Below are 12,605 nucleotides of genomic sequence, written 5' to 3'. Positions count from 1 at the left end.
GGGTGTCCTTACTGGGCAGGGGAGTTGTGGAGCGGGGGGTTCAGCGAAGGGGTGTGGTGGAGCTCGGGTCCGAGGAGCCAGGCGGCGATCTCGCGGATCGCGCCCTCACCGCCGGGGGTGGCGGTGACCGTGCGCGCGGCGGCGCGCACGGAGTCATGGGCGTCGGCGACCGCGACCGGCCAGCCGACGAGGGAGAAGCAGGGCAGGTCGTTGACGTCGTTGCCCGCGTAGAGCACCCGTGCCGGGTCGACCGCCTGCTCCTCGCACCACTGCTTCAGGGCGAGGTCCTTGCGGTCGACGCCGTGCAGCACGGGGATCTTGAGCTTGCGGGCGCGGGCGGCGACCACCGGGTTCTGCTCGGTGGAGAGGATCAGCAGCTTCAGGCCGGAGCGGCGCAGGGCCGCGACGCCGAGCCCGTCGCCCCGGTGCACGGCCACCAGTTCGCGGCCCTCGGAGTCGATGAGCACCCGGTCGTCGGTCTGGGTGCCGTCGAAGTCGAGGACGACCGCGTCGACGTCGCCCCGGGCCGGGGTGCGGACCGGGTCGAGCAGCGGCGCGAGCGCGCGGGCGCGGGCCAGGTCGTGCGGGTCGTCGATCTCCAGGACCCGGGCCGGGTCGGTCCGCACCAGCGCGGTGTGCCCGAAGAAGCGGTGCCGGTGGGTGCGGAAGCCGGCGGCGTCCATGGCGTAGGCGGCGCCGGTCTCCAGGAAGTCCTGGGGGCGGTCCTGGCGGCGCGGGCGGAAGGACTTGTCGTGGCCCATGCCCTCGCCGCCCTCCCGCTCCGACTCGCGCCAGACGAAGCCGTGGAAGGGGGCGACGGTGACGGCCGTGTCGGCGCCGTCCACGACGACCGCCTCGGCGACGCCCTCGACGTCCTCGTGGGTCAGGAACGGGCTGGTGCACTGCACGAGCAGCACGGCCTCGGCGTCCGGGTGCCCTTCGAGGGCGTGCAGCACGGCCGCCTCGCTGGTCGCGGTGTCCCCCGCGATGGCGGCGGGGCGTACGACCACGTGCGCCCCGGCCGCGGCGGCCGCGGACGCGATCGCCGGGTCGTCCGTGGAGACGGCGACATCCGTGACGTGGCGGGCGGCGAGGCAGGCCTGTACGGCCCGGACGACCAGCGGGACGCCGCCGACCGCGGTGAGGTTCTTGCCGGGGACCCCCTTGGAGCCGCCCCGGGCCGGGATCACGGCCAGGACCTTCCCGGGCCGGGCGTTCGCGGCGGGCCGGGCGTTCGCCGCGGGCTGCGGGGGCGTCGGAGGCTGCGCGTTCATCAGAGTTCTCCCATCCGGCGGATGACCGGGGCCACGCGCTGCACTCCGTGGCGGTAGGCCCCGCGGGCCGCGTCCCGTACGGCGTCGCGCACCAGGCGGCGTACGCCGGTGGCCTCCGTCTCGGGCGCGGCGCCCGGCAGCGGGGTGCCGTCGGGGGCGAGGTGGTGGCGGGCGAGGATGCCGGGCAGATAGCCGGGCGCGGTGGCGGGTGTGTAGTAGGGCCGCACGGGCGGCAGGGCGGGGCGGGCCAGGAGGTGGGCGATGCGCGCGCGGGCCGCGTCGAAGGCGGTGGCGTACGCGTCGCCGGGCGCGACGCCCTGCGCGGCGAGCCAGCCGGCGTCGGGGCTCGGGCGGTGGCCGGCGTCCAGCTCGTCCCAGGAGGCCAGGCAGCCCGAGCCCACGAAGTGGTGGTTGCCGAGGTTCTCGCGTACGCCCAGGTCGGTCAGGACGGCGGTGGGCACCGAGCGGTGCAGGGACTCCAGGGCGGCCGTCGAGGAGACCGTGACCAGCAGGTCGGTGCGGTCCAGGACCTCGCCCATGTTCCCGTACACCAGACGGAAGTTGGGCGGCGGATCCAGCGAGCGGACGAGCTTCTGGTAGGGCTGCTCCTCGATGTGCGTGGTGTGCTCGCCGGGCTTGGAGCGCAGCTTGAGCAGCACCTCGCGGCCGGGGTGGCGGCGGGCGTGGCCGATCAGGCGCCGCAGCAGATAGAGCCGGTCGGCGCGGCTCTCGGGCACCGAGGGCTGGACGGCGAAGACGACGGTGTCGCGGCCCGGCTCGGGCCGGTAGGGCGCTCCCCCGAGGAAGGGCAGGGCGGCCTCGGTCACCGCCGAGGCGTCGGCGCCCACGCCCTCGTACACCGCGCGGAACCGCTCGGCGTCGTGGCGGGAGTTGGCGAGGACCACGTCGGCGCCGTGGCGCAGCAGCAGGCCGTCGGCGAGCTTCTCGTAGACGACGCCGACGTAGCCGGTGACCAGGACGGGCCTGCGGGTGCCGGCCGGCCACAGCCGGGCGAGGCCGTGCAGGGCGGCCTGGGCGGCGCCGCCGACCAGCGCGAGGACCACCACGTCGTACGGCTCGCGCTCGACGGACCGCACGGACCGCAGGAACGCGGCCATCGTCACCTCGCGCAGGGCGTCGGCGTCGACGCCGACCTCGGCGAGCTGGCGCGGGGTGGGGGTGGCCCGGCCGCGCAGCAGGAAGCCGCTGAGCTCGGGCGGGCGCTCGGCGATCCGGCGGGCGGTGAGGGCACCCCATTTCCACCGGGTGTCGGAATCGGCGAGAACGGCGATCCGCGGCGGGGTGTCGGTGGGGTTCGTACGTGACGGCACGTCGAAGAAGCTAGGAATCCATTCCGTTTGGCGGCCCAACTGGACCGCAACAGATGGTTAACAGCGCGTCTACGAATGAAGAAAGAGCCCGAAAAGCGACCCGGTTAATTGGCCGGTCGCCCAGTGTTCACCCAACATCCCTCGCACGGACAGGGCGAATGACGCGGGGCCGCTTAGCGTCACCCGGGTGGTCAAGCTCTCCGTGGTCGTGCCGTTCTACAACGTGCGCACCTATGCCCCCGACACCCTGAGAAGTCTGCGCGACAACGCGCGTGAGGACTTCGAGTTCCTTCTGGTCGACGACTGCTCCTCGGACGGTACGGCCGCGCTCCTCGCCCGCGCCGAGCGCGAGCTGCCGGGGGCGGTGGTCCTCAGACACGAGAAGAACGGCGGTCTCGCCACCGCGCGCAACACCGGTATCGACGCGGCGCGCGGCGAGTACGTCACCTTCCTCGACGGGGACGACTGGCTGGCGCCCGGCTACTACTCCCGGCTGGTCGCCACCATCGAGGAGTTGGGCTGCGACTTCCTGCGCACCGACCACGTGCAGTGCACCGGCAGTCAGCGCTCGGTGCAGCGGGTGCCGCACGGGCGGCGCGGCGAGGTGCTCGACCCGCGTGCGGCGATCCTGCCGACCACCCGCTCGACCTCGGTGGACTACGCGTTCGCCTGGGCCGGGATCTACCACCGGCGCCTGGTGGAACGCGGTCTGCTGCACTTCACCGACGGGCTGCGCACGGCCGAGGACCGGCCGTGGATCTGGCGGCTGCACCGGGAGGCGGAGTCCTTCGCGGTGGTGGGTCTGCTCGGCGTCTACTACCGGCGCGGAGTGGCCACTTCACTCACGCAGATCGGTGACGTACGCCAGCTCGATTTCATCCGGGCATTCGACCAGGTAATCGAGGAAACAGCTCAAGATCCACATTCCGCGGAACTGCTGCCGAAGGCGGTACGGACGTACTGCGCCATCATTTCCCACCACCTGGGAAACAGTGAAAGGTTCGAACCGGCCGTGGCTCGCAAACTGCGGACAATGAGTGCGGGAGCGCTGAAAAGGATGCCGCAGGACATTCTCAAAGAGGCGCTCGACTCGATGGACTCGGGCCGCGCCTCCCGGCTGCGGCGGCTGCGCGGACGCGCGAACTCCCTCACCTCGGCGGGGGCCGCGGCCTGATGCGTACGACTCAGATCTTCCTGGCCACGACGCTGTACGGAGTGGCGACGCTGGCCGCCGCGATCGACAGCGACTGCTTCGGCCCGGCCGACCGGCGACTGCTCCTGGTCAGCAACAACGCCCCGATCCCCGAGACTTCGCCCTCGCTCGACACGATGCCGGGCTTCGCGGCGCTGCGGGGGCGCTTCGACGGGGTGCTCTCGTGGAACGAGACCATCGCGCCGATGCACCCGGGCGGCTGGGCGCCGCGCGCGGACGACGTCCCGCTGTGGGAGCGGCAGCTGCGGCGCGCCTGGGACCTCGGGGACGACCGGATCGAGCTGGCCGTCGAGTCGATCCAGGTCAACCCGGCGGGCGCGGTCGCCCAGCTCTTCCCGGACGCGCCGCTGCACGTGTACGCGGACGGGCTGATGAGCTACGGCCCCACCCGCAACAAGCTGGACCCGCTGGTGGGTTCGCGGGTGCGGCGCGTGCTGCACCTGGACCTGGTGCCGGGCCTCGATCCGCTGCTGCTCGGCGAGTTCGGGGTCGGCGCCGAGGTGATCCCGACGGCGGCCTTCACCAAGGTGGTGGGCGAACTGGCCGCCCAGGGAGCCGAGCCGGACGTGCCCGAGGGCGCGGCGCTGCTGCTCGGCCAGTACCTGGCCGCGCTCTCGATCCTCACCGAGGCCGAGGAGGAGGAGCTGCACCTCGCCATGGTGCGGGGCGCGGCCGCGCGCGGCCACCGCGAGATCGTGTTCAAGCCGCACCCCTCGGCGCCGCCCGCCTGGTCCGACGCGCTGCGCACCGAGGCCGAGGGGCTGGGCGTCGGACTGACCGTCCTGGAGAGCCCGTTGCTGGCCGAGGTGCTCTACGAGCGCATCGCCCCGGCGCTGGTGGTCGGCTGCTTCTCCACCGCGCTGCTGACCGCGTCCGCGTTCTACGGCATCCCGGTCGCCCGCACCGGCACGGATCTGCTCCTGGACCGCCTCACCCCCTACCAGAACAGCAACCGGGTGCCGGTGACGCTGGTGGACGCGCTGCTGCCGCCGCTGGAGGGCGAGGCGCCCGAGCCGCCGCACGACCTGGCGGCGCTGGTGGCGGCGGTCGGCTACGCGATGCAGTCCGAGATCCGCCCCGATCTGCGCCCCGCGGCCGAGCGCTACCTCTCCCGCCATCTGACCCCGCACACCTGGCGCTACTTCAAACGCCGCCGCCTCACCACCCTGGCCCTGCCGGGCGCGATCCCCGGCCAGCTCGCCTTCATCCCCCGCAACGCGACGGTACGGAAACTGGCCCGACGGGCGCGTTCCGTGGCCCGGCGGGCACGGGCGGCGTAGCCGGGCGCCCTAACGACCGGCACCACCGGCACCGCACCGCGCCAGATAGTCGCTCAGCCCCCGGTCCGTCTCCCCCGCCCAGCCGATGTAGCCGTCCGGCCGGACGAGGAACAGGCCGCGGCCGTAGGTCTCGTACGCGTTGAGGGTGTGTACGCGGACCTGCTCGTTCGCGAGCGGCGGGGCCTCGGTGGCGATGGCCAGGAGGGTGAAGTGGGGGCCGCCGAACAGGTCGAAGAGGCGGCCCTCGGGCAGTATGCCGTCGGGGGCGCGGTCACCGGCCTCCAGGGCTCCGGCCGCGCCCGAGGAGAGCGGGCCGCCGCGGTAGCCGATGCCGAGCTGCTTGACCACGTTGCCGCGCTGGCTGTCGCCGCCGAGCAGGGCCTGGCGGTGCAGCCGGGTGCTGATGCCGAGGACGTCGGCGGCGACCGGCTGCCGCTCCTGTTCGTAGGTGTCGAGCAGGGCGGCCGGAGCGCCGTGTCGCAGCACCTGGCCGAGCTTCCAGCCGAGGTTGTAGACGTCCTGGACGCTGGTGTTGAGGCCCTGTGCCCCGGCCGGGGAGTGCACATGGGCGGCGTCCCCGGCGAGGAAGACCCGGCCCACCCGGAAGCGCTCGGCCAGCGCGGCCCGCGGCCGGAACTCCGAGGCCCAGACGACCTCGGTGATCTCGTCGGCGGCGACCGGCGTACGCGTGGCGACCAGCTTCCGCACCCCCTCGGGCGTGGCGTCCGGCACCGCGTCCACGTCCTCGTACTGGGCGACCAGCTGGAACAGCCGGGGGGCGCCCGGCAGCGGGCAGAGCACCACGGCGCCGCCGCTCGCGCCCGCCCACACATGCCAGTTGTCCTCGTCGACGAACGCGTCCGGCGCGACGACCACATCGGCCACCAGCATCGGCTTGGGGTCGACCGACTCGCCGTTCATGGCGACGCCGAGCAGCCGGCGCACGGTGGACCTGCCACCGTCGGCGGCGACCAGATACCGGGCGCGGACCTCGCGGCCGTCCGCGAAGCGGGCCGTGACCGTGTCGGCGGCCTGGTCGAGCCCGGTCAGCTCGGCGTCGAACACGACCTCGCCGCCGAGGGCGCGCAGCCGGTCGTGGAGCAGCGCCTGGAAGTGCGACTGCCCGATCAGCAGGCCGTTCGCGTACGGGGTCTGCTCGGTGGGCTCCGAGCGCTCCATCATGTCCCACTCGCGCCCGCGCGTCCTGCCGTCCGGCCCCTCCCAGCTGAGCATCCGGGGGTACTCGCTTCCGGCCGCGCGGACCGTCTCCAGGATCCCGAAGTCGTGCAGCACCTCCTGGGTGCGCGGCTGGAGGCCCTTGCCGCGCGAGCCGGGGAAGAGCCGGTCGGACTTCTCGACGAGCAGCGCGGGGACGCCGCGGCGGGCGAGGTCCATGGCGAGCACGAGGCCGGTGGGCCCGGCCCCGCAGATCAGCACATCGACATCGACGCCGGCGTCGGCACCGACGGCTCCCTTAACGTTGTTAAGTTCCATACCGCGAGCCTGCGCTTAACGGTGTTAAATTGTCAAGGTGGCTACGACGAGAATCGACCGGGCGCAGGTCGCCGACACCGCGCTCCGGCTCCTGAACGAGGTGGGTCTGGACGGGCTCACCCTCCGGGCGATCGCCAAGGAGCTGAAGGTCCAGGCGCCCGCGCTCTACTGGCACTTCAAGAACAAGCAGGCGCTGCTCGACGAGATGGCGACGGTGATGTACCGCCGGATGGCGGCGGACGGCGTTCCCGGCGTGTCCCCCGACGCCCCCTGGCAGGAGCAACTGGCCGGGTTCAACCGGGCGTTGCGCGCGATGCTGCTGAGCTACCGCGACGGGGCGAAGGTGTACGGGGGCGCGCGCTTCACCGGCACCGACCACGCGGCCTCGCTGGAGCAGCTGCTGGGCGCGATGCGCGCGGCGGGCATCGCGCCGGACGACGCGGCGCTGGCCGGGACGACGGCGTACGCGTACACGATGGGCTTCGTGGCGGAGGAGCAGGGGATGGGACCCGAGCCGTTCGACATCGCGGCGCGGGCCGGGGCGTTCCGGGGAACAGGTGCGCGTGCGGTGCTCCATGGGCAGCTGCGCCGCAGGGTGGGGCGGTCGGATCTGACAGCGGTGCCGGAAGTGCGGCGCGCGCTGCGGGAGTTGCTGGAGCACTGGAAGCACGCGGGGCCGGTCGACGTGGCCGAGCTGCTCACCTGTGAGCTGGTGACCAACGCGCTCATACACACGGACCAGGGGGCGGTGGTGACGGCCACGCTGGCACCCGCCGGACTCCGCGTCGAGGTGCACGACTTCACCCCGGCGCTCCCCGAGCCGTACGTACCGTCCGCCGACGACGGTACGCACGGCAGGGGCCTGCTCCTCGTGCAGGCACTCGCGGACGCCTGGGGCGTGCGCGCGCACGAGGCGGGCAAGGTCGTCTGGTTCGAGCTCGGCAACGGCACGGCGTGAGGTCCTCCACACCGGCCGCGCTCAGCCGAACTGCTGCTCCAGATCCTTGAGTTTGCGCTCCAGGTGGTCCAGCCGCGGCAGCGTCTGGGTGTCGTCCTCGGCCGTGAGGTCGACGGTCCTGGACGCCGTCAGGGACTCAGCGTCCGTGACGGCCTGAAGGGAGGGCCGGTGGCGAAGGGGCAGTTGTCCCGGCTCTGCTATGGCGGGCTCCGCGACAGCCTTCGGCTGCCCGGAGCCCGCACTCGCCGCCATGGACTGCACATCGACCTGGCGGCCGCCGGGCCGCACCCGGCCCATGTTCCGCCCCTGTCGGCTCAGCGCCTTCAGATGCGCCCGCTCCAGCTTCTCCTGCTCGCGCCTGCGCAGCCGGTTCTGCTCCTTGGCGCGCCGGTCCTCGCGTACCTCCTCGACCGCCTCGTCCAGCGTCCGCACCCCTTCGAGGAGCATCAGCGACCAGGCGCCGAACGTCTCCCGGGGTGCCCGCAGCCACCGGACGATCCGGATCTGCGGCAGCGGGCGGGGCACCAGGCCCTGCTCGCGCAGCGCCGCCACACGGGTCTGCTTCAGCGCGCGGTCGAAGAGCACCGCGGCCGAGAGCGACATCCCGGCGAAGAACTGCGGGGCGCCCGCGTGGGCCATGCCGCGTGGCGCGTGCACCCAGTTGAACCAGGCGGCCGCGCCCGCGAACGTCCACACCAGGAGGCGGGAGCCGAGCGCCGCGTCGCCGTGGCTGGCCTCGCGGACGGCGAGCACCGAGCAGAACATCGCGGCGCCGTCGAGGCCGAACGGGACGAGGTACTCCCAGCCGTCCGTCAGGCCGAGGTTCTGCCGGCCGAAGCCGACCAGGCCGTGGAAGGAGAGCGCGGCGGCGACGGCCGCGCAGCAGAACAGCAGCACATAGGAGGCGGTGCCGTAGATGGCTTCCTTCCGGCGGCGGCGCTCCTCGCTGCGCTCCCAGCTGTCGTCGCCGGACGCGCTCTCGCCGGAGCGCTTGCCGCGCGTGAGGACGACCAACGCCACGACGACCCCCACGATCATCACGCCGCCCGGAAGCAGCCAGTCCAGAGATATGTCGGTCAGTCGCATGCGGTGTCCCTTGAATCACGTAAGGCGTTCCGGGCGACATAGTGCTCCTGCGACGCGGGGGCGCAGGCGTTTTCGGGGGAACAAGCCGTCATTGGCGGCCGGTGGCATACGGATAGGTGCGATCTGCTCGAACTGGCGTGGCGGTAAAGCGAGTTGGGTTCGAATCTGGCTCACCCGGACGAGTGGCGTGGATTCAGGACGCGGCGCTCAGCTTGGCCACCCGGTCGGCGTCGCAGGTCCGCGGGCAGGTGACACAGGTGTCCTCGGGGCGCAGGGTGTAGAAGAGGCAGCAGCTGGCCCGGTCGCGGGTCGGCAGCGGCTCGCCCGCCGGCCCGCTCAGCTCACGGAAGCCCGCGGCGCCCACATACGGCTTGGTCGAGCCCGGCAGCAGCAGCTCCAGCTCGCCCATCGCCCGGCGCTCCTCGTCGAGCAGCGCCGCCACGTACCAGAGGCCCTCGACGATCTCGTCGGTCGCCATGCCCCACAGCGCCCGCCGGCCGCGCCGCATCCGGGGCCCGAAGCCGTCGAGCACCGCGCCGAGGTGCTCGGCGACGGCCTCGCGGACCTCGGCGCGCAGTGCCTCCTCGTCCGGGACGACCCGCGCGCCGGGCAGTGCGGCCGCCGGGTCCCCGGGCAGGCAGGCGAACTCCCGCACCCGGACGGTCAGGCGTCCCAGGGTGCGCTGGAAGGACACGTCCTCGACGGGTACGCGCGGCACCCGGCGGTGCAGAAACCACGGGACCGTGATCAGCAGACAGGCGGGCCAGGCGTACCGGTGGAAGCCGAAGGAGGCGATGACGTCGGGGCGGGCCCGCTGCCCGTAGTCGCGCAGGACCTGCTCGTCGTCCCAGCCCAGAAAGGCGTCCAGGGCGTCCCCGCCGGAGGCGAGCTGATCGGCGCCCACCCATCCGGGGGATGCGGGGTGGGCTTCGCCGTCCGCGAGCGCGTGGACCCGGACGCCGGGGTAGACGTCGGCGAGGCGCGCGTAGGACGCGGCCAGGGGGTTCGGGAGCAGCGTGGACACAGTCATGCAGGGACCACCGAATCACGATCGTTTGCAGGTAAGGCTTACCTTAGCGGATGCGCGCGATGTTTGAACTGTCGCTTTGTCCGCCTATGGTGCTGGGGGAATACCGAGCGGTGGGAGGGTCTGGGGTGGAACAGGGCAGAGCACGCGAGACGGCGGTGCCGCCGTTCGGGCCTGCCCGTGTGCCCGCACAGGCCCGGGTGGAGGGCGCGCCCTTCGAGCCGTCCGTACGGGAGCCGTCTGGACGGGAGCCGTCTGTACGGGACGCTGTACGGGAGGTTTCCGTACGGGGTGAGCACACCCACAGCGAGCCGCCCGCGCCCCAGGTCCGCCGGTACTCGGTGCGCGGCCAGATCCTGGAGGCGCTGCGGGCCGCGCTGGTCGACGGAGAGCTGGTGCCGGGCGAGGTGTACTCGGCGCCGGTGCTCGGCGAGCGGTTCGGGGTCTCGGCCACCCCGGTGCGCGAGGCGATGCAGCGCCTGGCCTCCGAGGGCGCGGTCGAGGTCGTCCCGAACCGGGGCTTCCGGGTCACCGAGCGCAGTCCGCGTGAGCTGGCCGAGCTGGCCGAGGTGCGCGCGCTGATCGAGGTGCCGGTGATGCTGCGGCTCGCCCGGTCCGTACCCGCCGCCCGCTGGGCCGAGCTGCGGCCGCTCGCCGAGGCGACCACGGTGGCGGCGGCGGTCGGGGACCGGGCGGGCTACGCCGAGTCGGACCGTGCGTTCCACCGTGCGGTGCTGGCGCTCGCCGGGAACGAGCAGCTGCTCCAGGTGGCCGAGGACCTCCACCGGCGCTCGCAGTGGCCGCTGACGGCCGCGCCGGTCGCCCGCCGTGCCGAGCTGGTCGCGGACGCGGCCGAGCATCTGGCGCTGCTGGACGCGCTGGCCGCGCAGGATCTGGCCGTGGTGCAGTCCCTTGTGCGGGAGCATTTCACGGGGTCCGCGCTCTGACGCTGCGCGGCGGGTGCGGGCCGGTGGGTGCGGGCCGGTGGGTGGCTGGTCGCGCAGTTCCCCGCGCCCCTGAACCCTCCGGATCTGCGGACCGTGGGTGGTTCTCCGCGCAGTTCCCCGCGCCCCTAAAGGACTGTGGCTGAGCTGGGCTCTCGGCCTAAAGCCCGTGGCTGAACCGGGCTCTCCGACTGAGGCCGACTACCTAAGGGGCGCGGGGAACTGCGCGACCAGCCCACCACCGGCCCGCAGACAAACACCGGGCCCAGAAGGGGCCCCACCGGCCCGCAGGTGAAGGCCGGGCGCAAATCAGAACCTTTCGGTCGGCTCATACGCCCCCCACACCCCCCGCAGCGCGTCGCAGACCTCCCCCACCGTCGCGCGGGCGGCCAGCGCCGTCTTCATCGGGTAGAGGACGTTCTCCTGGGACGAGCCCGCCGCGGCCCGCAGCGCGGCCAGCGCCGAGGCGACGGCCGAAGAGTCGCGCTCGGCCCGCAGCCGGCCCAGCCGGGCCGCCTGGCGGGCCTCGATCGCCGGATCCACCCTCAGCGGCTCGTACGGCTCCTCCGCGTCGAGCCGGAAGCGGTTGACCCCGACCACCACCCGCTCGCCGCCGTCGGTCTCCAGGGCGATCCGGTACGCCGAGCGCTCGATCTCGCCCTTCTGGAAGCCGTGCTCGATCGCGGCCACCGCGCCGCCCAGGTCCTCGACCCGCTCCATCAGCGCGAGCGCCGCCGCCTCCACGTCGTCGGTCATGGACTCCACGACGTAGCTGCCCGCGAACGGGTCGACGGTCGCCGTCACGTCCGTCTCGTACGCGAGGACCTGCTGCGTACGCAGGGCCAGGCGCGCGCTCTTGTCCGTGGGCAGCGCGATCGCCTCGTCGAAGGAGTTGGTGTGCAGCGACTGGGTGCCGCCCAGCACCGCCGCCAGGCCCTGCACGGCGACCCGGACCAGGTTCACCTCGGGCTGCTGGGCGGTCAGCTGCACCCCGGCCGTCTGGGTGTGGAAGCGCAGCATCCACGACTTGGGGTCCTTCGCGCCGAAGTCCTCCCGCATCACCCGCGCCCAGATCCGGCGCGCCGCACGGAACTTGGCGACCTCCTCCAGGAGCGTCGTGCGCGAGACGAAGAAGAACGACAGGCGCGGGGCGAAGTCGTCGACGTCCATCCCGGCCGCGACCGCCGTGCGGACGTACTCGATGCCGTCGGCCAGGGTGAAGGCGATCTCCTGCGCGGGCGAGGCGCCCGCCTCGGCCATGTGGTAGCCGGAGATCGAGATCGTGTTCCACTTCGGCAGCTCGGCCCGGCAGTACCGGAAGACGTCCGCGACCAGCCGCAGCGACGGCTTGGGCGGGAAGATGTAGGTGCCCCGGGCGATGTACTCCTTGAGCACGTCGTTCTGGATCGTGCCGGTCAGCTCGCGCGCGGGCACGCCCTGCTCCTCGGCGACCAGCTGGTACATCAGGAGCAGCAGCGCGGCGGGCGCGTTGATCGTCATCGAGGTCGAGACCCCGCCCAGCGGGATGCCGTCGAACAGGACCCGCATGTCCTCCACCGAGTCGACGGCCACCCCGACCTTGCCGACCTCGCCGTGGGCGAGCGGCGCGTCGCTGTCGTGGCCCATCTGGGTGGGCAGGTCGAAGGCGACCGACAGGCCGGTGGTGCCGTTGGCGATCAGCTGCTTGTAGCGGGCGTTGGACTCGGCCGCCGTGCCGAACCCGGCGTACTGGCGCATGGTCCAGGGGCGTGTGGTGTACATCGTCGGGTAGACACCCCGGGTGAACGGATACCCGCCCGGCTCGCCCAGCCGCCGGACGGGGTCCCATCCGTCGAGGGCTTCCGGCCCGTAGACCGGGTCGAGGGGCAGACCGCTCTCGGTGCGCCGGGCACCGTCCGACTCGCGCGCCATGTGTTCCGCCTCGCTTCCTCGACGGCTTGTTGCAACCGTTCGGGCCGGGAAACAGTCTCTGGGGGCACCAGAGGGAATATCAGGGGG

At 73.0% G+C, this 12,605-nt stretch carries 10 protein-coding genes and 1 pseudogene; 5 read left to right on the top strand and 6 right to left on the bottom strand.

Features of this window, described 5'->3' with window-relative positions; all coding sequences use genetic code 11:
* Positions 1 to 8: 8 nt before the first annotated feature.
* Positions 9 to 1,274, bottom strand: coding sequence for an acylneuraminate cytidylyltransferase (locus tag A8W25_RS20145; protein ID WP_079126192.1), 1,266 nt, complete (start codon positions 1,272 to 1,274; stop codon positions 9 to 11).
* Positions 1,274 to 2,605 carry a DUF6716 putative glycosyltransferase gene (locus A8W25_RS20140; RefSeq protein WP_067163361.1) on the bottom strand — a complete coding sequence of 444 codons (1,332 nt, stop codon included), beginning with the start codon at positions 2,603 to 2,605 and terminating at the stop codon, positions 1,274 to 1,276. The genes A8W25_RS20145 and A8W25_RS20140 overlap by 1 nt, the downstream gene beginning before the upstream one ends.
* A 187-nt stretch (positions 2,606 to 2,792) precedes the next feature.
* On the opposite strand from A8W25_RS20140, the gene A8W25_RS20135 reads away from it, so the two are divergent.
* The gene (locus A8W25_RS20135; protein ID WP_067163359.1) at positions 2,793 to 3,779 is read left to right on the top strand and encodes a glycosyltransferase family 2 protein; all 987 of its coding nucleotides are present in this window, start codon (positions 2,793 to 2,795) and stop codon (positions 3,777 to 3,779) included.
* Complete coding sequence (locus tag A8W25_RS20130; RefSeq protein WP_067163357.1) at positions 3,779 to 5,098, top strand: alpha-2,8-polysialyltransferase family protein; 1,320 nt, start codon at positions 3,779 to 3,781, stop codon at positions 5,096 to 5,098. Before A8W25_RS20135 ends, A8W25_RS20130 begins: the two co-directional genes overlap by 1 nt.
* A gap of 9 nt (positions 5,099 to 5,107) precedes the next feature.
* Here the strand turns inward: A8W25_RS20130 and A8W25_RS20125 are convergent, their stop codons facing one another.
* Positions 5,108 to 6,592 (bottom strand): FAD-dependent monooxygenase, encoded by a 1,485-nt coding sequence (locus A8W25_RS20125; protein ID WP_067163355.1) that lies wholly within the window; start codon positions 6,590 to 6,592, stop codon positions 5,108 to 5,110.
* A gap of 37 nt (positions 6,593 to 6,629) precedes the next feature.
* On the opposite strand from A8W25_RS20125, the pseudogene A8W25_RS35790 reads away from it, so the two are divergent.
* Positions 6,630 to 6,788 (top strand): annotated as a pseudogene (locus A8W25_RS35790) (TetR family transcriptional regulator); the annotation flags it as partial.
* A gap of 9 nt (positions 6,789 to 6,797) precedes the next feature.
* The gene (locus A8W25_RS35785) at positions 6,798 to 7,550 is read left to right on the top strand and encodes a TetR/AcrR family transcriptional regulator C-terminal domain-containing protein (RefSeq protein WP_420708508.1); all 753 of its coding nucleotides are present in this window, start codon (positions 6,798 to 6,800) and stop codon (positions 7,548 to 7,550) included.
* Between the two features lie 21 nt (positions 7,551 to 7,571).
* Here the strand turns inward: A8W25_RS35785 and A8W25_RS20115 are convergent, their stop codons facing one another.
* Positions 7,572 to 8,636, bottom strand: coding sequence for a DUF2637 domain-containing protein (locus A8W25_RS20115; RefSeq protein ID WP_067163354.1), 1,065 nt, complete (start codon positions 8,634 to 8,636; stop codon positions 7,572 to 7,574).
* 193 nt (positions 8,637 to 8,829) lie between these two features.
* Positions 8,830 to 9,666 carry a (2Fe-2S)-binding protein gene (locus A8W25_RS20110; RefSeq protein ID WP_067163352.1) on the bottom strand — a complete coding sequence of 279 codons (837 nt, stop codon included), beginning with the start codon at positions 9,664 to 9,666 and terminating at the stop codon, positions 8,830 to 8,832.
* Between the two features lie 125 nt (positions 9,667 to 9,791).
* Here A8W25_RS20110 and A8W25_RS20105 point away from each other — a divergent pair, with 125 nt between their 5' ends.
* Positions 9,792 to 10,610, top strand: coding sequence for a GntR family transcriptional regulator (locus A8W25_RS20105; RefSeq protein WP_067163350.1), 819 nt, complete (start codon positions 9,792 to 9,794; stop codon positions 10,608 to 10,610).
* A gap of 306 nt (positions 10,611 to 10,916) precedes the next feature.
* Here the strand turns inward: A8W25_RS20105 and A8W25_RS20100 are convergent, their stop codons facing one another.
* Complete coding sequence (locus A8W25_RS20100; RefSeq protein WP_067163349.1) at positions 10,917 to 12,518, bottom strand: acyl-CoA mutase large subunit family protein; 1,602 nt, start codon at positions 12,516 to 12,518, stop codon at positions 10,917 to 10,919.
* Positions 12,519 to 12,605 lie beyond the last annotated feature (87 nt).

Source organism: Streptomyces sp. ERV7 (assembly GCF_001653515.1).
Classification (GTDB): domain Bacteria; phylum Actinomycetota; class Actinomycetes; order Streptomycetales; family Streptomycetaceae; genus Streptomyces.
The sequence above is the reverse complement of the archived record's forward strand: the minus strand, read 5'-3'. Positions and strand labels throughout refer to the sequence as shown.